We start from the raw sequence: 19,622 nt of genomic DNA, 5'->3' as shown, positions 1-19,622 counted from the left end.
CCGGATGGTTGGGCGGTGGGCGGTGTCGTCGGCCAGAGACTGTCGTGAGCAGGACTTAGACTCGCTGGCGTGCCGCATGCCCCGACGAGCCTGACGCATTGGGGCGGATTCTCGGCGGAGATCGAGTCCGGCGACATCGCTTCGGTGACAGCACTGGCCTGCGACGCCGACCCGTCTCCACTGCTGGGAAACCTGCCCGGCGCGATCCGGCATCGTGCCCGCATCGCAACGCCGGCGGTCCGGCGCGGCTGGTTGCGCGACGGGCCCGGGCCGAGCTCACGTCGCGGCGCTGACGAGTTCGTCTCCGTCTCATGGGACGAGCTCACCGAACTGCTGTCCGGTGAGCTGAAGCGGGTCATCGACGCACACGGAAACGAGGCCATTTTCGGCGGCTCGTACGGCTGGGCCAGCGCCGGCCGGTTTCACCACGCCCAGAGCCAAGTCCACCGGTTCCTCAAACTCCTTGGCGGATATACCTTTTCGCGGCATTCCTACAGCCTCGGCGCCACCGGCGTCATCATGCCGCGGGTGGTGGGCACGCACAACGACCTGTTCAAGCGATCCACCGCGTGGGACGTCATCGTCGAGCACACGGATCTGCTGGTCTGCTTCGGCGGACTTGCCATGAAGAACACCGGAACCAACCACGGCGGCACCACCGGGCACCCCGCCCGCGAGGCGCTACGCCGGTTCCGCGACCGTGGCGGACGCATCGTCTCACTCTCGCCGTTGCGCGACGACGTCGACGGCGACTGCGAATGGCACGCGCCGGTGCCCGGCACCGACGTCGCGATCATGCTGGCGCTGGCCTACGTGTTGGCAACCGAATCGCTGGCCGATCGGGACTTCCTGAGCATCTACTGCACCGGCTATGACCGCTTCGAGCGCTATCTGCTCGGTCTCGACGACGGCGTGCCGAAATCCCCGCACTGGGCCGCACAGATCTGCGGATTGCCCGCCGAGAAGCTGACAGCGCTTGCGCGACGGATGGCTGCGGCGCGCACCATCGTCACCGTCAGCTGGTCGCTGCAGCGGATCCGGCACGGTGAGCAGGCGCCGTGGATGGGACTCACGCTCGCCGCGATGCTTGGCCAAATCGGCCTTCCCGGAGGCGGTTTCGGGCACGGCTACGGCTCCATGAACGAACCGGGTCTGCCGCCGCTGCGCTTTGGGCTGCCCAAACTGCCGCAGGGTCCCAACCCGGTGCAGACGTTCATCCCTGTTGCGGCCATCAGCGACATGCTGCTGCACCCCGGCGAACCGTTCGACTACAACGGCAGGCGGCTGACCTACCCCGATATCAAATTGGTGTACTGGGCAGGCGGCAACCCGTTTCACCACCACCAGAACATTGCGCGGTTGCGGCGCGCGCTCGGCCGCGTCGACACGATCGTCGTGCACGACCCGTACTGGACCGCGATGGCCAAACACGCCGACATCGTCGTCCCGTCGACCACCGCTTTCGAGCGCGACGACTACTCGGGCTCGCGCAACGATCCGGTGCTGATGGCCATGCCGAAACTCGCAGAGCCCTATGCGCAGTCCCGCGACGACTACACCACATTCGCGGCCCTGGCCGAGGCCCTCGGGTTCGGCAGTCAATTCACCGAGGGCCGCACCGCGCAGCAGTGGCTGGTGCACCTGTACGAGAAGTGGGCGGCAGAACTGGATTTCGCGGCGCCGGCCTTCGAGGAGTTCTGGGCGACGGGACAGCTTCGGTTGCCCACCGAGCACGGGCTGACGCTGCTGGCGGACTTCCGCGCGGATCCGGTGACGCACCGGTTGAACACGCCGAGCGGGCGCATCGAGATCTTCTCCGCCGACATCGACGGCTTCGGCTACGACGACTGCGCCGGCCACCCGACGTGGTTCGAGCCCTCCGAATGGCTCGGCGGCGCTCGCGCTGCCGCTTACCCGCTGCACCTGCTGGCGAACCAACCCGCCACGCGGCTGCACAGTCAGTTGGACATCGGCGCGGTCAGCCAGGCTTCCAAAGTACAAGGGCGCGAACCCATCCGGATGCATCCCGCCGACGCCGCGGCGCGCGGACTGGCCGACGGCGACGTGGTGCGGGTGTTCAACGACCGCGGCGCCTGCCTGGCCGGGGTCGTGATCGACGACCGCCTTCGCCGCGATGTGGTGCAATTGTCGACCGGTGCGTGGTTCGACCCGGCCGATCCCACCGACCCGAACACCATGTGTGTGCATGGGAATCCGAATGTGCTCACCGATGACACCGGCACGTCGTCGTTGGCGCAGGGCTGCACGGGCGCACACGTGCTGGTCGAGGTGGAGAAGTTCACCGACCCGCTGCCACCGGTGCGGGCACATGAGCCACCGGCGATCGTGGACCGATGACCGACGCGCTGACGGTCGAAGAGCGCGGCCGGACAATCACATTCACGTTCGAGGACATGATGCGCTATCACGGTCTGCACTCCCCCGCCGGAGTCGCAATAGCGTTCAAGGCCATGCAGCGTGCATTCGCAGCGCTATCCCCCGACCGTGCTCCTGAACGTCGAACAATCCAGATACGCACGGCTTTTCGGGGTCCCGGGGCGCGCGACGGCTTCGAAGCCGTGACGCGGGCGGTGTCCGACGGGCGCTACACCGTCGACCGCACGCTGGTCAGGACGGACCGCGGTCGGCTACTCGAGGATTTCGTGTTCCTCGTCGGTATCGGCGACCGCACCGCCACGCTCCTGCTGCGCCAAGGATTCGTCACCGATGAATTCATTGATCTGGCACGCACCGAAAACCGCACCGATGTACAGGAGCGACGGCTCGACGAGTTGAAGGCCCAACTGGCTCAACGGGTGATGAGCGCAAGAGGCGAGGAACTGTTCGACACCGCCTGATGGACGTGAGCTGGCCCACTATCTACCCGCCATATGTTTGCCGACCCGCGGTTTTGGGGATTCCGGGGGCACGTGATCGCCCGATCACACGTGATCGTCCCGATCAGGAGGGTGAAGTCAATGTCAGACAAGAACAGTGGGCCCGAGGAAGCAATCAAGGGCGTCGTCGAGGGCGTTAAAGGCAAGGCCAAAGAGGTAGTCGGCGCCGTCGCGGGCCGCGATGACCTCTATCGCGAAGGCCAGGCACAGCAGGACAAGGCCGACGCCCAGCGCAATGCCGCGCAGAAAGAGGCCGAAGCCGAAAGCGCTCGGGCCGCAGCCAAGACCGCTGAGAAGCGCCAGGAAGCCGAGCAGCGGTAACACCTCAACGAAATACGCACAGACGCAAGGGAACCCGAGGGGTCCCTTGCGTCTGTTCGTATTTGTTGCGTCAGATCGCGATCAGATCTTCAGCAAACGAGTAGGGCGGCCACGGTCCGGTCACTTCGATTGTTATTCTGGCAGTTGACTTTTCGAGCGCGGTGATGGTTTCCATGAACAGGCCCACCACATCACCGTCCACCAGATAGGACCCGTCGAGCACCGTCCAGGGACCCTTGCCCGACGGGTTGTCATCGACCGGCGATTTCCGCTTACCGTCGACGGCACACCGCAACAGAACCGCGTGTATCCGGTCGGCCTCCGCCGCCGCTAGTTGGTATCCCTCGTGCTGGGCGGCGAGCTGCCGTCGTCGACGCAATAGGTGTGCAGCAGGCGACAGACCCGCCGTGGATGCGGAATGAATCAAATCGCCTTGAACTGCCAGGCTTTTGGGGTCTGCATACGCTTTCACGCCGAGTTCGTCTCGGCCCGACATCCGGCGCAGTGCCATGTCAATGTCATCGTGCTCGTTCAGTAGAAGCTGGCAGACTCGCCGGTCGTCGCGGTAGATCGTGGCCGGGCGCACTGGAAGCACAGGGCCGCCGCCGCGCACCGCGCTGACCACCGCGTTATGCGCGCGGGCATTGGCCGCGAACCAATCGGCATCGTTGAAGTTGCGTGCCAGGCCCTCCCCCCTGAACTCGTCGAGCCCGACGGTGCCGACCACTGCCGCCAGACCACCGCCGAGGACGGCGCGCACGGGTTCGTCGGCGACCCCGCGCAGGTCGGCCGTGTGCTTCTCAGCGCAGACCGCCCGCGTGATCGCGTACACCCAGACCCCGAGGTCCTCATCGGCCATCCGTCACAACCTTTGCTTGTTCAACCATCGGGCGCTTCGCCCATCCATCAGCACTACCCGCTTAACGCCCGCGTCAACCACAACTGTCCAGGTAGACACATGTTTTTTCGCAGCCGTAAACGGTGCAAACCTGGGCCGATAGCTGATTACTTACAGAAACGTCTATTTTCTGGCGCTGCCTCGCGGCCGGGTTTCGCTGCGCTACTCGAGTCAGCCGACAGCCGGGGTACGCGGTGGCGGCGTCCGTCGTGTCCCGGTCGCCTCGAATGCGACGGCGATTCTCAGCAGGGCGACGTCGTCATGGGCGCGACCGGCGAATGTCAGCCCCACCGGCATGCCGATGTCGGCCATGGTGCCCATCGGCACGGTCACGGTGGGGATTCCGAGGTGCCGAATCGCCAGATTCCCGTTGGCAACCCACACGCCGTTGCGCCACCCGAGGTCGGCCGACGCCTCGTTGACATCCATGTCGGCGGGGCCGACATCCGCGACGGCAGGGAAGACGACCGCGTCCAAGCCGAGACTGTCCATCCACTGCTCGAGGTCGATGCGACGGGTCTCCTCGAGACCGCGCAGCCCCTCCTCCAGATGCGGGATCTCGAGAAACGACTTCCTCGGGTGGTTCCTCACGTGCGCCGGATAGCTTGCGATGTCGTCGTCGAACCCGGTGTACCGGTCTGGTAGCGCACCCGGCGGATGCGGGAAGATGCGTGAGCCGTCCACATCCGCCAACCCGTTCAGCGCGGGGTCGCCGTTGTCGTCGAGAAAGTCGTCCCATGCCCACGCGCTGAGGTCGAGCAGCTCGCGGGCCAGGTACTGCGGACTGACCAACCCGCGGCTGAAAATCGTTGGTGTGCCTGGCCGATCGCCTTCGTAGTTGCTGACCACGGGGAAGTCGACCTCAACGACTTCGGCGCCTGCGGCCTCGAGGTCTCGCCGTGCCGAGGCGAACAAGGCCAGCACCGACGGCCGTGTGTCGATGCGTCGACCCGTCGGGCCGCCGATACCCGGTCTTTCGGCGGTGCCTGCGTCGGGGTCGGCGTTGATGTACATGCGGGGAACGCCGAAGCGTGCGCCGGCGAGGCGTGCGGGCGGCAACTGCCGGTATGCCGCCGGCCGGTGCTCGCTGGGGCGAGGCAGCGTGATCCAGGGCTGGCTGCGCCAGAAATCGCCGCGCGCATTTGCGTCGTCGGCGACGATCACGTCGAGCACCTCGAGCAGGTCGGCCATCGTCCTGGTGTGCGGCACAACGACATCCATCGTCGGCACCAGTGGCCAGCCGCCCCGCACGGAGATCACGCCGCGCGACGGTGTGTATGCGCACAGCGCATTGTTCGATGCGGGCGCCCGGCCGGATGACCAAGTCTCCTCGCCAATACCGAAGGCGCACAACGACGCAGCGGTCGCGGTGCCCGATCCGTTCGACGATCCGGATCCGAATGCGGCCGTGAGATAGTCGGCGTTGTAAGGGCTTTCCGCGCGACCGTACAGGCCCCGCTGCATCCCGCCGTTGGCCATCGGCGGCATGTTCGTCAGCCCGATCAGCACCGCCCCCGCCTCGCGCAGCCGCTCGATCACAAAGGAGTCCTTCTGGGCCACCAGATCGGCGAACGCGGGGCTGCCCGCGGCCACCGTGAGCCCGCGAGCCCGGTAACTGTCCTTGGCGGTGTACGGGATTCCGTCCAACGGCCCGCGGGTCCGCCCGCTCGCGCGGCGGACGTCCGATGCCTGCGCGTCAGCGCGGGCGTGCGGGTTGAGCACCACCACAGCGTTGAGGCGGATACCGGCGTGGTCATAGACGGCGATTCGCCGCAGATAGCTTTCCAGCAGCTCGACCGCGGTCACCTGACCGGAGTCGAGCGCGGCGCGTAACTGCGCGACCGACGCTTCGACGACGTCGAACGACACTTAGAACGACGCGAACTCTTGCAGGCTGGCCGCCAACGGGACTGGCACGCGCGCCTTGATTCTGGTGCCGTCGGCGGTGTGCTCGGTGGCATCGACGCGGCCGTCGGCGTGCACCTTGTTGACCAGATCGCCGCGGTCGTACGGAATGGTCACGTCGACCATGGTGTCGGTTGACTCGATCATCGCGGCCATCCGTTGCTGCAGACGGTCCAGCCCGTCGCCGGTGCGTGCCGATACGAACACAGCGTCGGGCAATGCACTGCGCAGCTGCGCCAGCGTCAGGCCATCGGCCGCGTCGATCTTGTTGACCACCAACAACTCTGGCGCCGGCTTACCGTCATGCTCGGCGATCACTTCGTTGACCACCTGCCGCACCGCGTTGATCTGCGCCAGCGGGTTCACATCGGAGCCGTCGACCACGTGCACCAGCAGGGTGGCGTCGACGACCTCCTCCAGCGTGGACCGGAACGCCTCGACCAGCTGCGTCGGCAGATGCCGCACGAAGCCGACCGTGTCGGTCAGCACGAACGGCCTGCCGTCCGCGAATTCCCCACGTCGCGTGGTCGGTTCGAGCGTCGCGAACAACGCGTTCTCGACCAGGACACCCGCCCCGGTCAGCGCGTTGAGCAGGCTGGACTTGCCGGCGTTCGTGTAGCCGACGATCGCGATGGACGGCACGTCACTGGTCAGCCGCTTGCTGCGCTGCGTGTCGCGGACCTTCTTCATGTCCTTGATCTCGCGTCGCAGCTTGGACATCCGTTCACGGATGCGGCGACGGTCGGTCTCGATCTTCGTCTCACCGGGACCACGCAGACCCACGCCGCCACCGCTGCCGCCCGCACGGCCGCCTGCCTGCCGCGACATCGACTCGCCCCAGCCGCGCAGCCTGGGCAGCATGTACTCCATCTGTGCGTACGCCACCTGTGCTTTGCCTTCTCGGCTGGTGGCGTGCTGGGCGAAGATGTCGAGAATCAGCGCGGTTCGGTCGATGACCTTGACCTTGACGGCCTTCTCCAGCGCTGTCAGCTGGGCAGGACTCAGTTCGCCGTCGCAGATCACGGTGTCGGCGCCGGTGGCGAGGACGACCTCGCGAAGCTCCTGGGCCTTGCCGGAGCCGATGTATGTCGACGGGTCCGGCTTGTCGCGACGCTGGACGAGGCCTTCGAGCACTTCGGAGCCCGCCGTCTCGGCGAGCGCAGCCAGTTCGGCCATGCTCGCGTCGGCGTCGGCGGCGCTGCCTTCGGTCCAAACACCAACCAGCACAACGCGTTCCAGTCGCAGCTGGCGGTACTCGACCTCGGAGACGTCGGCCAGCTCGGTCGAAAGACCGGCCACGCGGCGCAACGCCGTGCGGTCTTCGAGGGCGAGCTCACCCGCGCTTGGGGTGCCGGGGCGAAAATCGGGATACGTCATAAGTGATTACAGATTTGCACGGCTACCTGCACGCGTGCACCCCAATTAACGCTGCGCAACGCGCCACCATTCCTCCGACAACTCCCCCTGCGCCACGAGCACCGACGGCCCGCGCAGGAAACTGCTGGCATCCGTGACTGTGACAATGACGTCGCCACCGGGAACGCGCACATGCAGCGTGCCGGTGGTCGCCCCCTCGAACGCCAACGCCGCCACCGCAGCGGCGACGGTCCCGGTGCCACACGATCGCGTCTCTCCGACACCTCTTTCGTGTACCCGCATCGATACGGCTCCATCATGCGGGGCAGTGAGAACCTCGACGTTGACGCCCTCGGGGAACTGCGTGCGGTCGAACGAAACCGGCGCGCCGACGTCGAGGGCCGAGAGCTCGTCGATGGTCAGGTCGGCATCGACACAGGCCAGATGTGGGTTGCCCACGTCGATGGCCAATCCCGCGAACGGCCGTCCGCCGACGATCGCCTCGCCTGTGCCGAGTTGGTTGACCTTGCCCATCTCGACCGTGACGTCCGCGGTGGTGTCGTCCCATTGGTGCAGCACCACCGGGCGCGGCCCGGCCAGCGAGCCGACGACGAACTCGTCGCGGCTCTCCAGCCCGCTGACCCGCAAGTAGTGCGCAAAGACCCGAACGCCGTTGCCGCACATCTGCGCGATGGATCCGTCGGCGTTGCGGTAGTCCATGTACCAGTCGCCGGCCGCCACGCCCTCGGGCAGCCGGTCGAGGCCGGCGGCACCGGCCTTCGTCACCCGCAGCACCCCGTCGGCGCCAAGGCCCCGGCGCCGGTCGCACAGCGCAGCCACCGCGGCAGGCGTCAACGACAGCCGGCCTGCGGGGTCGGGCAACAGCACGAAGTCATTCAGCGTGCCGTGGCCTTTGGCGAATTCCACGTGTTCAGGATACGTGTCGCCATATCCGCAGCGTGTGCTCGACGTTGTCGGGTGCGCTCCCGTCGAGCCACGAGATGCGGTGGTCGCGGCGGAACCACGACCGCTGGCGGCGGACATAGCGGCGGGTGCCGAAGAACGTCGGCTCGCGGGCGCCCGAACCGTCGCCGCCCTCGTCGATGTCCGCGATCACCTGGGCATAGCCCAGCGCCCTGGACGCGGTGACGCCGTCGCGTAACCCCTGCCCCAATAACGTGCGGACCTCGTCGACCAGGCCGTCGACGAACATCTTGTCCGTTCGTTGCACCAACCGGTCATCGAGAAGGGCTGTGTCCCAATCCAATCCGACGATCGCTGTGTCCCAGCGAGGCGTGCCGATGACGGGGGCCGACGCGGCGAAGGGTTGTCCGGTGAGCTCGACCACCTCGAGTGCCCGCACGATGCGGCGGCCGTCGGTGGCCAGGATCGAGGCAGCGGCGTCGGGGTCGACCCGGGCCAGCTCCTGGTGCAATGCGCCCACGCCGATCTCGGCCAGCCGGGCCTCCCATTTCGCTCGCACCGCGGCGTCGGTGGCCGGAAACGCCCATTCGTCCAGCAGCGACTGGATGTAGAGCATCGATCCGCCGACGACGATCGGAACGGCGCCCCTAGCCGCGATCGCCTCGATATCCGCGACCGCGGCCTGCTGATAGCGGGCGACGGTGGCGGTCTCGGTGACCTCGAGGACGTCGAGCTGGTGGTGTGGGATCCCGCGACGCTCGGCAACCGGCAGCTTGGCGGTGCCGATGTCCATGCCGCGATACAGCTGCATCGCGTCGGCGTTCACGATCTCCCCGCCGACGCGTTCGGCCACGGCCAGCGCGAGCGCCGACTTGCCCGTGCCGGTCGGGCCGATGATCGCAAGCGGTCTCATGGGTTCCAGACGCCCGCGAAATACCCGACGCCGTACGGCGCGCCGCGGTACAGCTCCTTGGCCGACCGCGGCTCGCCTAACCCGGCAAGCACCTGGTAGGCGACGCGGCCGACGATGCCGTCCGGCAGCCGGGTCAGCGCATTGGCATCACCGGCGGCGAGCGCGGCGTCGAGCGCGGCCTGTCTGGGTATCGAGTCAGGGTCGTAGCCGCCGGGCGCCGGCGGGGTCAGGGTATGTGCGCCGTCGGCGACGACGAGGACACCGACCGCGTCGGCGGCCTCGTCGAGCTCGGCGCGTAACCGGCGACCGCAATCGACCGCGGCATCGGCGGCGAGGTCCGCCGCGTACACCCGGGCCTCGACGCGTGCGTCGGGCGTGGCCCGGCCGCGGACCCAGCCCGCGATCAACGCGCAGAGCGGCAGTTCGGTTGGCGCGCCCGCGGCGTCGGGCGACAGCGTGACGCGCAGGTCGACGCCGTACCCCGCGAAGGTGCCGACGCCGTCAGGGCCGAGCACAGCGTCGGCGGGACCGACACCGACGACGATCCACCTGGTCGGCATCGATGCCGCAGCCGTGAAAACGGCGTCGCGCAGGTCGCTCAGTTCGCCGGCAGCATCGCCCGCCAACTCCGGGACCATCACAGGTGGCGAAGGGATGATCGCGACGGCGCTCAGCACGCCACCAAGTTAGTGCTCACGCGGGTTGGGTGCTGGCACCGGCCGCCTCGCCGCGGGCCAACGCGACCGTCGCGACCACCATCACCGCCACCGCGACGCTCAGCGTCAGCCAGCCGGCATCTCCCGGCCGCAGGGTTTCGCCGAGCACGACGACGCCGAGCACCGAACCGACCACCGGTTCGGTGACGGTCATGGTCGGCAGCGTCGCCGTCAGCGCGCCTGCGCGGAACGACGACTGCTGCCACGACGTGCCCGCAATCGCGACCAGCACCCAGACGTACAACTCGGGCGTGCGCAGCAGCGCCCACACACCGTCATCGATGCGATCGACCACGCCCTTGGTCAACACCGCGAACAACCCCCACAACGCGCCAGACACCACCGCCAACAGCACCGCGCTGACGGGTCCTGACCAGATGCGGGCACCCACCACGCACAGCACCAGGGCAGGCCCCAGCACGGCGATCACGGCCGTCCACGTTTCCAGCGACGCTCGGGAATGCCCCGCCGTCGGATTGCCGACCGTCACGATGACCGCGACGGCGGCCGCCAGCAGAGCGGCCCAGGTCCACTCCCAGCGCGACACGCGCCGATGCGACAACCGCGCACTGATCGGCAACGCGAACAGCAGCGACGTCACCAGCAGAGCCTGCACCAACAGCACCGAGCCAAATCCGAGCGCCGCCGCCTGCAGCGCGAACCCGACTGCGGCGACCACACTGCCCAGCCACCACTGACCGTCGCGCAGCAGACGCAGGAACAACTGGACGTGGCTGACCGGTTCGTCGGTCACCTCATGCGCTGTGCGCTGGTGGATCACATCGCCGATTGCGATGAAAAACGCCGCGCCGAGGGCAAGCAGGGCGGCGACATCCGCCTTGTCCATCCGCGGCCTCCCGTTGTGTTGGGAAAGAGCGTAGGCATTTGCATCGCGAAAGGCGTGGGCATGGGCAGCGGCGACCTGTTTGAATAGCGTTCGAGCTAGCAGGCGCCGCGTCGCGCGGCAGGTGCGCGGGTTCCCGCGCGGAGGGTGCGAGGTAACGGAGATGACGACCAGCGAGCATGGCGGACCGGCGGCGAGGAGCGTCGGGGACACCGCCGACCCGGAGGCTACGGGGACGACCGGGGAATCGGTTCAACCCGCCGTTCCCAAACCCGTTCCCCGGCCAGGTCCGCCGCGGCCAGCGCCCCGCCCAGGTCCTCATCCGACGCCGACGGTCGCCATCCCGGCTTCGAGCGATCCGCACCGGTTCGGCCGCGTCGACCCCGACGGCACCGTCTGGCTGATCACCTCATCGGGCGAGCGCGTCATCGGCTCGTGGCAGGCCGGCGACACCGAGGCGGCATTCGAGCACTTCGGCAGGCGCTTCGACGACCTGCACACCGAGGTCGCGTTGATGGAGCACCGGTTGGAGTCCGGGACGGGCGACGCGCGCAAGATCAAGTCCGCCGCAGCGGCGCTCGCCGAGACGCTGCCCGAGGCGCACGTGCTCGGCGACGTCGACGCGCTGGCCGCCCGGTTGACCGCGATCGCCGAGCATGCCGACGAAGCCGCGCAGGCGGAGCGGGCCAAGCGCGACGAGTTCCGCGCAGCGCAGACCGCGCGCAAGGAAGCACTGGCCGCCGAGGCCGAAGAGATCGCGGCGAACTCGACGCAGTGGAAGGTCGCAGGCGACCGGCTACGCGAGATCCTCGAGGAGTGGCGGACGATCAGCGGGCTGGACCGCAAGACCGACGATGCGCTGTGGAAGCGCTACTCGACGGCCCGCGAAACGTTCAACCGCCGCCGCGGATCGCACTTCGCCGAACTCGACCGCGAACGTGCAGGTGCGCGGCAGGCCAAGGAAGCGCTGTGCGAGCGGGCCGAGGAGTTGTCGGCCTCGACGGACTGGGGCCCGACGAGCGCGGCGTTCCGCGACCTGTTGACGGAGTGGAAGGCGGCGGGCCGCGCCGCCAAGGACGTCGACGACTCGCTGTGGCAGCGATTCAAGGCAGCGCAGGACGTCTTCTTCTCTGCCCGCAACGCAGCCAGCTCCGAACGCGATGCCGAGTTCCGCGCGAACGCCGAAGCCAAGGAGGCGCTGCTCGCCGAGGCCGAAAGGGTCGACACCTCCGACCTGGAGGCGGCGCGAGCGGCACTACGGACGATCGGCGAGAAATGGGACGCGATCGGCAAGGTGCCGCGCGAGCGGGGCGCCGAGCTGGAACGCAGGCTGCGGGCCATCGAGAAGAAGGTGCGTGACGCTCCCACCGGAGGCGTCGATCCAGAAGCAAAAGCCAGGGCGGACCAATTCCGTTCTCGCGCAGAGCAATTCGAGCGTCAGGCGGAGAAGGCCGAGGCAGCCGGACGGACGAAGGACGCCGAGGAGGCGCGCGCCAGCGCCGAACAGTGGCGGCAGTGGGCCGACGCGGCGGCCCAGGCGCTCAAGGGCAGCTAGCCGTTGCCGGTCTAAAGGCCACATCGAAATTGCAGTGAGGGCTGTGGCAGCCCGCGCTCTGACGACCCTCAGTGCAATATTGATCGCGCGACGACGCTAGCTGCTAGGTATTCGCCGGACCGTTTTCGCCGTCGTCGGTGTCGTCGTTCAGCGTGTCGAGTAAGCCCTTGTTCTGACGTTCGGCGACCTGTCTGCGGCGGTCTTCCTCGGCCGCGAGTTGCAGCGCGGTGCGCGCCCAGACCGCGCGGGCCCAGTTGAAGGCGAGCACGATCACCGCGAGCCAAGCGAGGATCAGTCCGATGCCGGGCCCTGGATGATGTGCAGGCGCGGTCTGCCGCGACCACACCGCCAGCAGACCCGTGAACGACGCCACCGTCGATCCGGCCAGCGCGATCCACGCGAGACCCCAGCGGCGGGTCAACAGCGCCAACATCGAGAAGCCCACGCTGAATACCAGCGCCAGCCAGCAGAACACCCGCGACGGCAACGCAATGCCGTTGCGGATCGCGGCGTCGTCGCCGACCAACACGTCCCAGCCCTTGGTGTCACCGGTGTGCGGCAACACAAAACTCAGCAAAAGCACGAACACCGCGATGGCGATCACCAAAGCGCGTGCGCCGGGGTCGATTTCACGCGCGACCTTGCGCTCGGCAGCCTCGAGGTCACCCTTGAACTCGTCGAACCTGCCGTTGTTCTGATCGCCCGCGCTCACCGGGCACACCCGGACGAGGTGGGCGCCGGCGCCGGAGCACCGATGCCGGGCATGCCGAGGCCGACCCCAGTGGTGGGCTTGCGACCCGCGGCATGGGCGTCGCCGGCTTTGGTGCGCCGGTGAGTGTGTGGGGCACCGTCGGCGATCAGATGGTGCGGCGCGGCGCCGGTCACGGTGGTGGTGACGATGTCGCCGGGCCGGATCTCGAGGCCGGCGGGGTCGAAGTGCACCAGCCTACCGTCGCGGGCCCGGCCGGACATGCGTGCGGTGCTCGCATCCTTTCGCCCCTCACCCGTGGCCACCAGCAATTCGACAGTGCGGCCGATCTGCGCGGTGTTCTCCTCCAGCGAAATGCGCTCCTGCAGGTCGATCAGCCGTTGATAGCGCTCTTGGACAACGGCTTTCGGCAGCTGATCGGCGAGGTCGGCGGCCGGGGTGCCTGGGCGTTTGGAGTACTGGAAGGTGAACGCGCTCGAGAACCGTGCCTGCGCTACGACATCGAGGGTGGCCTGGAAGTCCTCTTCGGTTTCACCGGGGAACCCGACGATCAGGTCGGTGGTGATCGCGGCGTGCGGGATGGCGGCGCGGACGCGGTCGATGATGCCGAGGTATCGGTCGGAGCGGTACGACCGTCGCATGGCCCGCAGGATCCGGTCGGAGCCCGACTGCAGCGGCATGTGCAGCGTCGGGCACACATTCGGGGTGTCGGCCATCGCCTCGATCACGTCGTCGGTGAACTCAGCGGGGTGCGGCGAGGTGAAGCGGACCCGCTCGAGACCCTCGATGCGTCCGCAGGCGCGCAGCAGTTTGGCGAAGGCACCGCGGTCGCGCGGTTGATCCGGGTCGGCGAAGGAGACGCCGTAGGCGTTGACGTTCTGGCCCAGCAGCGTCACCTCGAGTACACCCTGGTCGACCAGCGTCTGCACTTCGGCGAGCACGTCGCCTGGCCTGCGGTCGACCTCCTTGCCGCGCAGTGCGGGCACGATGCAGAACGTGCAGGTGTTGTTGCAGCCGACCGAAACCGAAACCCATGCGGCGTAAGCGGATTCGCGCGCAGCAGGCAATGCTGATGGGAATTCTTCGAGCGCTTCGACGATTTCGACCTGCGCCGTGCGGTTGTGCCTGGCGCGTTCGAGCAGCGTCGGCAGCGACCCGATGTTGTGGGTGCCGAACACCACGTCCACCCATGGCGCCTTGGAAAGGACGCTGTCGCGGTCCTTCTGCGCCAGGCAGCCGCCGACGGCGATCTGCATGTCGGGGTCGGCCTGCTTGCGCGGTGCGAGGTGACTGAGGTTGCCGTACAGCTTGTTGTCGGCGTTTTCGCGAACCGCGCAAGTGTTGAACACCACGACGTCGGCATCAGTTCCGTCGGCCGCGCGCTCGTAACCTGCGGCTTCCAGCAACCCGGCCAGCCGTTCGGAGTCATGCACATTCATCTGGCAGCCGTAGGTGCGGACCTGATACGTGCGCGCCTGCTGGCGAACAGCGTCAGCCGCTGCCGCCTTCCGCGTCACCATCGAAGTCACGGCCCCATGGTACGGACGCACCAATTGCGCCACTCGAACGGATTCCCAAGTTCCGGGCAAGCTGAGCGTTCCCTGGGTAAGGTCTGCACCCATGGGGACGCCCGGTGGTGCGCCGATGATTTCAATGGAGGCGGTCAACAAACACTTCGGCGCCCTGCACGTACTCAAGGACATCAACCTGAAGGTGGACCGCGGGCAGGTGATCGTGGTGCTCGGTCCGTCGGGTTCGGGCAAGTCGACGTTATGCCGCACCATCAATCGACTCGAGACCATCGATTCGGGGACGATTGCGATTGACGGGGTGGTGCTCCCGTCCGAGGGACGCAAGCTCGCACAACTGCGCTCAGATGTCGGGATGGTCTTCCAGTCGTTCAATCTGTTCGCGCACAAGACAATTCTGCAGAACGTCATGCTCGCCCCGACGACAGTGCGCAAGGTGTCCAAGGACAAGGCCCGCGCAAGGGCGATGGAGCTACTCGAGCGGGTCGGCGTGGCCAACCAGGCCGACAAATATCCGGCGCAGCTGTCTGGTGGTCAACAGCAACGCGTGGCGATCGCCCGGTCGCTTGCGATGGACCCCAAGGTGATGTTGTTCGACGAACCGACCAGCGCGCTGGACCCGGAGATGATCAGCGAGGTGCTGAACGTCATGACCGGCCTCGCGAAGGACGGGATGACCATGGTGGTGGTCACCCACGAAATGGGTTTCGCGAGGGGTGCGGCGAACCGCGTCGTCTTCATGGCCGACGGCGCCATCGTCGAGGACGCCGAACCCCTTCAATTCTTCGACAACCCGCAGTCCGACCGCGCCAAAGACTTCCTCGGCAAGATTCTCCGTCACTAACGCTCCGGCGAAAGGAAACGACCAATGTCGTCCATGAAAGTGCGTGTCGTAGGTGCCATCGCGCTCGCCATCGCGCTGCCGTTCGCGGCGACCGCCTGCGGCGGCGGTGGCGGGGGTGGCGACACCATCGTCATCGGAACGAAGTTCGATCAGCCGGGCCTCGGCCTGAAGAATCCCGACGGGACCATGAGCGGCTTTGACGTCGACGTCGCAAAGTATGTCGCCAAGCAACTCGGTTACGCCGAAGACAAGATCGAATGGAAGGAATCGCCGTCCGGCCAGCGTGAGACGCTGATCCAAAACGACCAGGTGAAGTTCATCGCCGCGACGTATTCGATCACCGACACCCGCAAGCAGAAGGTCGACTTCGCCGGGCCGTATCTGATCACCGGACAAAGCCTGCTGGTCAAGGCGGACAACACCGACATCACCGGCCCCGATTCGCTGCAGAACAACAAGAAGTTGTGCTCGGTGTCGGGCTCGACGCCGGCGCAGCGCATCAAGGACAAGTATCCCGGCGTCCAGTTGCAGCAGTACGACACCTATTCGGCCTGCGTCGAGGCGCTGAAGAACGGTGCCATCGACGCGGTGACCACCGATGAGGTGATCCTGGCCGGTTACGCCGCCCAGTCCCCCGGTGCGTTCAAGATCGTTGGCAAGCCGTTCTCCGAAGAGCGTTACGGCATCGGCCTGAAGAAGGGCGACACCGACCTGCGGACCAAGATCAACGACGCGATCACCAAGATGGAGCAGGACGGCGCGTGGAAGGCCGCGTGGGACAAGAACCTTGGCCCCGCGGGCATTGCGGCACCGGCGCCGCCACCGGTCGACAAGTAACCGAGTCGCGCCGACGTGCTGCACTTTGGTGATAGGGCCTACGACGTCCTCGGGGCGTTCTGGACCACTATTCAGCTGACTGCGCTCTCGGCCGTCGGCGCACTCATCCTGGGCACGCTGCTGGCCGCGATGCGACTCTCGCCGGTGCCGATGCTGAACTGGATCGGGACGACCTACGTCAACGTGGTGCGCAACACCCCGTTGACACTGATCATCCTGTTCTGCTCGTTCGGACTGGCGCAGACGCTCGGCATCACGCTGGTGGATTCGAAGTCGTCGACCTCGATCGACGACAGCAACTTCCGGCTGGCGATACTCGGGTTCACCGTCTATACGGCGGCGTTCGTGTGCGAGACAGTGCGGTCAGGCGTCAACACGGTGCCGCTGGGCCAGGCGGAGGCGGCACGCTCCCTTGGCCTGACGTTCGCCCAAAACCTGCGCATCGTCCTGCTGCCCCAGGCATTTCGCGCTGTGATCAATCCGCTGGGTTCGGTGTTGATCGCGTTGACCAAGAACACCACGATCGCGTCGGCGATCGGTGTGTCGGAAGCGGCGCTGTTGATGAAGACGATGACCGAAAACGAGGCAGCGCTGATCTACATCGGCGCCATCTTCATGGCCGGGTTCGTCATCTTGACGCTGCCGATGGGGCTGTTCTTCGGGTGGCTCGGCAAGCGGCTGGCGGTGGCGCGGTAATGGCGGGTTCGGTTCTGTTCGACGCGCCGGGACCGCGGGCACTGGTGCGCAACCGCATCTTCAACGTCGTCACGGCACTCGTCATCGCGCTGGTGGCCTGGGTGGTGTACGCGCAGCTGAACGCGAAGGGTCAGTTGACCGCCGCGAAGTGGGAACCGTTCCTCACGGCCAACCTGTGGAAGACGTACATCCTGCCCGGTGTGCAGGGCACGCTGACCGCCGCTGCGGTATCGATCGTGCTGGCGCTGGCGCTGGGTTTCCTTCTCGGCGTCGGCAGGCTTTCCACCCACCCCGCGATCCGCTGGCCGTCCGCGGTGTTCGTCGAGTTCTTCCGCGCGGTGCCGGTGCTGATCATGATGATCTTCGCGTACTTCTTGTACGCGCTGTACGACGTCTTCCCGTCCAAGCACCTGGCGCTGGCGGGCGTCATCACCGCCTTGACTCTGTACAACGGTGCTGTCATCGCCGAGATCGTCCGCGCAGGCGTTCTTGCGCTGCCCCGCGGACAATCGGAAGCGGCGTCAGCGCTCGGTCTGCGGTGGGGCCAGACCATGCGGTCGATCCTGCTGCCGCAGGCCGTCACGTCGATGTTGCCGGTGCTGGTCTCGCAGATGGTGGTCGTTCTGAAGGACACCGCGATCGGCTACCAGATCACCTTCCTGGAGATGGTGCGCCAGGGCACCCAGGTCGGCGCGTCGTACGGCAACTACGTGCCCGCTCTGATCGTCATCGCGGTGTTGATGATCAGTGTGAACTTCACGCTGTCCTGGTTCGCGACGTGGCTGGAGGGCCGCATGCGTCGTTCCAGCCGCGGTCCCGAACCCATGCACATCCAACCCGTCACCCAGGGTTCGTTCGGCGCGGGTGCCGGCGGCTCGATCTAGCCGACCGGAGCCGAGAAGTGGTGGCGCCGAACTAGACCCGTCGACGTTCCCGCTCGCCGGCCAGTTCATTCTTGACGACGTCGAACGCCATCGACTGGCTGTAGCCCCTGCGGGCCAGCATCCCGACGAGCCGGCGCGCGACTTTGGTGTCGTCGTCGTCGTCGACAAACTTTTCGCGTCGCAGCTTGTCGCGGACCAACTCCTCAGCGCGCCGCCGCTCGGCCGCGACGTCGATGTCTGCGAGCACCGTGGTGATCACGTCGTTGTCGACGCCCTTGTTCCGAAGCTCAGCGGCCAAGGCGCGCTTGCCTTTTCCGGCGTTCGCCCGACGAGACTGCACCCACTGCTCGGCGAAGTCGACGTCGTCGATCAAACCAACCTGAGCCAACCGGTCGAGCACGCGACCGCTGACGTCTTCGGGATATCCCCGCTTGGTCAGCTGGCCTTCGAGTTCGGCACGGGTCCTGGCCCTTACGGTGAGCAGACGCAGGCACAGATCCCGCGCCTGCTCCTCGCGTTTGGGTTCAGCCGCCGGAGAAGACTCAGAAGTCGACGGGGGCGGGCAGGACTTCGTCATTGGCCACCTCAGCAGTCACCACGGCACCGATGCCGAGCTTCTCCTTGATCTTCTTCTCGATCTCGTTGGCCACGTCGGCGTTTTCCAGCAGGAAGTTGCGGGCGTTCTCCTTGCCCTGTCCCAGCTGTTCACCTTCGTAGGTGAACCAGGAACCGGACTTGCGGATGAAGCCCTGCTCGACACCCATGTCGATGAGCGAGCCTTCCTTGCTGATGCCCTTGCCGTAGAGGATGTCGAACTCGGCCTGCTTGAACGGCGGCGACACCTTGTTCTTGACGACCTTGACGCGGGTCCGGTTGCCGACCGCGTCGGTGCCGTCCTTGAGCGTCTCGATTCGCCTGACGTCCAAGCGAACCGAGGCGTAGAACTTCAATGCCTTTCCGCCCGTTGTGGTTTCGGGCGAGCCGAACATCACGCCGATCTTCTCGCGGAGCTGGTTGATGAAGATCGCGGTGGTGCCCGAATTGTTCAGTGCGCCAGTCATCTTCCGCAGCGCCTGGCTCATCAGCCGGGCCTGCAGGCCGACGTGGCTGTCCCCCATCTCGCCTTCGATCTCGGCGCGCGGCACCAGTGCGGCCACCGAGTCGATGACCAGGATGTCCAGCGCGCCGGAGCGGATCAGCATGTCGGCGATCTCCAGCGCCTGCTCCCCGGTGTCGGGCTGGGACACCAGCAGCGAATCGGTGTCCACACCGAGCTTCTGGGCGTAGTCCGGATCCAGCGCGTGCTCGGCGTCGATGAACGCCGCGATGCCGCCTGCGGCCTGAGCATTGGCGACCGCGTGCAACGCGACGGTGGTCTTACCGGAGGATTCCGGACCGTAGATCTCGACGACCCGGCCGCGCGGCAGTCCGCCGATGCCGAGCGCCACGTCCAGGGCGATCGAGCCCGTGGGGATGACGGAGATCGGCTGGCGCACCTCTTCGCCGAGCCGCATCACCGAGCCTTTGCCGAAGTTCTTGTCGATCTGTGCGAGCGCCAGCTCAAGGGCCTTCTCGCGGTCGGGTGCCTGACTCATGGGGTGGTCTCCGTCCTGGTGGGTGATCGGTTTTCGATCGGTTGGCCGTGACGCTAGCCAGAGGGTCTGACAAGTCGTGTCGCCCACAGTAGACGAACACCTGTTCGATTCAAGTAGACACGCCGTGCGATTCTTCCGCGCACCTTTTCCGCGCCACTCTGCGCGCGACTGCAAGACTGTTTTGACCGAGCGACAGGGA

The 19,622-nt window shown here is 66.8% G+C and carries 19 protein-coding genes; 8 read left to right on the top strand and 11 right to left on the bottom strand.

Going from position 1 to position 19,622, the window contains the following annotated elements:
• The first annotated feature begins 69 nt into the window (after positions 1-69).
• From J3E61_RS22180 to J3E61_RS22170, 3 genes are all read left to right on the top strand, one after another.
• A complete protein-coding gene (locus J3E61_RS22180; RefSeq protein ID WP_210084991.1) occupies positions 70-2,358 on the top strand; it encodes a molybdopterin guanine dinucleotide-containing S/N-oxide reductase in 2,289 nt (762 codons plus the stop codon).
• On the top strand, positions 2,355-2,858 hold the full coding sequence (locus tag J3E61_RS22175) for a hypothetical protein (RefSeq protein ID WP_210084990.1): 504 nt from the start codon (positions 2,355-2,357) through the stop codon (positions 2,856-2,858). The genes J3E61_RS22180 and J3E61_RS22175 overlap by 4 nt, the downstream gene beginning before the upstream one ends.
• 120 nt (positions 2,859-2,978) lie before the next feature.
• Positions 2,979-3,218: a CsbD family protein gene (locus J3E61_RS22170; RefSeq protein ID WP_192720916.1), complete on the top strand. Its 240-nt coding sequence runs from the start codon at positions 2,979-2,981 to the stop codon at positions 3,216-3,218.
• A 70-nt stretch (positions 3,219-3,288) separates the two neighbouring features.
• Here the strand turns inward: J3E61_RS22170 and J3E61_RS22165 are convergent, their stop codons facing one another.
• The 7 genes from J3E61_RS22165 to J3E61_RS22135 form a co-directional block, all read right to left on the bottom strand.
• Positions 3,289-4,077 (bottom strand): GvpL/GvpF family gas vesicle protein, encoded by a 789-nt coding sequence (locus tag J3E61_RS22165; protein ID WP_210084989.1) that lies wholly within the window; start codon positions 4,075-4,077, stop codon positions 3,289-3,291.
• Between the two features lie 210 nt (positions 4,078-4,287).
• The gene (locus J3E61_RS22160) at positions 4,288-5,985 is read right to left on the bottom strand and encodes an amidase (protein WP_210084988.1); all 1,698 of its coding nucleotides are present in this window, start codon (positions 5,983-5,985) and stop codon (positions 4,288-4,290) included.
• The gene (hflX, locus tag J3E61_RS22155) at positions 5,986-7,398 is read right to left on the bottom strand and encodes a GTPase HflX (protein WP_192720919.1); all 1,413 of its coding nucleotides are present in this window, start codon (positions 7,396-7,398) and stop codon (positions 5,986-5,988) included.
• Positions 7,399-7,443: 45 nt separating this feature from the next.
• Entirely contained in the window at positions 7,444-8,304 is an 861-nt protein-coding gene (locus tag J3E61_RS22150) for a diaminopimelate epimerase (RefSeq protein ID WP_210084987.1), read from the bottom strand.
• 4 nt (positions 8,305-8,308) lie between these two features.
• Positions 8,309-9,214 (bottom strand): tRNA (adenosine(37)-N6)-dimethylallyltransferase MiaA, encoded by a 906-nt coding sequence (gene miaA, locus J3E61_RS22145; protein ID WP_210084986.1) that lies wholly within the window; start codon positions 9,212-9,214, stop codon positions 8,309-8,311.
• The gene (locus tag J3E61_RS22140) at positions 9,211-9,891 is read right to left on the bottom strand and encodes a hypothetical protein (RefSeq protein WP_210084985.1); all 681 of its coding nucleotides are present in this window, start codon (positions 9,889-9,891) and stop codon (positions 9,211-9,213) included. The genes miaA and J3E61_RS22140 overlap by 4 nt, the downstream gene beginning before the upstream one ends.
• A gap of 16 nt (positions 9,892-9,907) precedes the next feature.
• Positions 9,908-10,777, bottom strand: a complete 870-nt coding sequence (locus J3E61_RS22135; protein WP_210084984.1) for a DMT family transporter — start codon at positions 10,775-10,777, stop codon at positions 9,908-9,910.
• A 160-nt stretch (positions 10,778-10,937) separates the two neighbouring features.
• On the opposite strand from J3E61_RS22135, the gene J3E61_RS22130 reads away from it, so the two are divergent.
• Complete coding sequence (locus tag J3E61_RS22130; protein WP_210084983.1) at positions 10,938-12,329, top strand: DUF349 domain-containing protein; 1,392 nt, start codon at positions 10,938-10,940, stop codon at positions 12,327-12,329.
• A gap of 103 nt (positions 12,330-12,432) precedes the next feature.
• Here the strand turns inward: J3E61_RS22130 and J3E61_RS22125 are convergent, their stop codons facing one another.
• Together J3E61_RS22125 and miaB are read right to left on the bottom strand one after the other, a co-directional pair.
• Positions 12,433-13,050 (bottom strand): hypothetical protein, encoded by a 618-nt coding sequence (locus J3E61_RS22125; protein WP_210084982.1) that lies wholly within the window; start codon positions 13,048-13,050, stop codon positions 12,433-12,435.
• On the bottom strand, positions 13,038-14,558 hold the full coding sequence (gene miaB, locus J3E61_RS22120) for a tRNA (N6-isopentenyl adenosine(37)-C2)-methylthiotransferase MiaB (protein WP_210085658.1): 1,521 nt from the start codon (positions 14,556-14,558) through the stop codon (positions 13,038-13,040). Before miaB ends, J3E61_RS22125 begins: the two co-directional genes overlap by 13 nt.
• 124 nt (positions 14,559-14,682) lie before the next feature.
• On the opposite strand from miaB, the gene J3E61_RS22115 reads away from it, so the two are divergent.
• The 4 genes from J3E61_RS22115 to J3E61_RS22100 are packed head-to-tail and all read left to right on the top strand — an operon-like array spanning position 14,683 to position 17,828.
• Entirely contained in the window at positions 14,683-15,411 is a 729-nt protein-coding gene (locus J3E61_RS22115; RefSeq protein ID WP_210085657.1) for an amino acid ABC transporter ATP-binding protein, read from the top strand.
• Positions 15,412-15,435: 24 nt separating this feature from the next.
• Positions 15,436-16,248 carry a glutamate ABC transporter substrate-binding protein gene (locus tag J3E61_RS22110; RefSeq protein ID WP_210084981.1) on the top strand — a complete coding sequence of 271 codons (813 nt, stop codon included), beginning with the start codon at positions 15,436-15,438 and terminating at the stop codon, positions 16,246-16,248.
• Positions 16,249-16,263: 15 nt separating this feature from the next.
• Positions 16,264-16,944: an ABC transporter permease subunit gene (locus J3E61_RS22105; RefSeq protein WP_192720927.1), complete on the top strand. Its 681-nt coding sequence runs from the start codon at positions 16,264-16,266 to the stop codon at positions 16,942-16,944.
• Entirely contained in the window at positions 16,944-17,828 is an 885-nt protein-coding gene (locus tag J3E61_RS22100; protein WP_192720928.1) for an ABC transporter permease subunit, read from the top strand. Before J3E61_RS22105 ends, J3E61_RS22100 begins: the two co-directional genes overlap by 1 nt.
• 31 nt (positions 17,829-17,859) lie before the next feature.
• Here J3E61_RS22100 and recX read toward each other — a convergent pair whose 3' ends face one another.
• Together recX and recA are read right to left on the bottom strand one after the other, a co-directional pair.
• On the bottom strand, positions 17,860-18,405 hold the full coding sequence (gene recX, locus J3E61_RS22095; RefSeq protein ID WP_210084980.1) for a recombination regulator RecX: 546 nt from the start codon (positions 18,403-18,405) through the stop codon (positions 17,860-17,862).
• A complete protein-coding gene (recA, locus tag J3E61_RS22090; protein WP_210084979.1) occupies positions 18,371-19,423 on the bottom strand; it encodes a recombinase RecA in 1,053 nt (350 codons plus the stop codon). Before recA ends, recX begins: the two co-directional genes overlap by 35 nt.
• Positions 19,424-19,622: the final 199 nt, after the last annotated feature.

The sequence above is a fragment of the Mycobacterium sp. OAE908 genome (assembly GCF_017872775.1).
GTDB lineage: Bacteria > Actinomycetota > Actinomycetes > Mycobacteriales > Mycobacteriaceae > Mycobacterium.
This window is presented reverse-complemented; position numbering and strand designations above follow the sequence as displayed.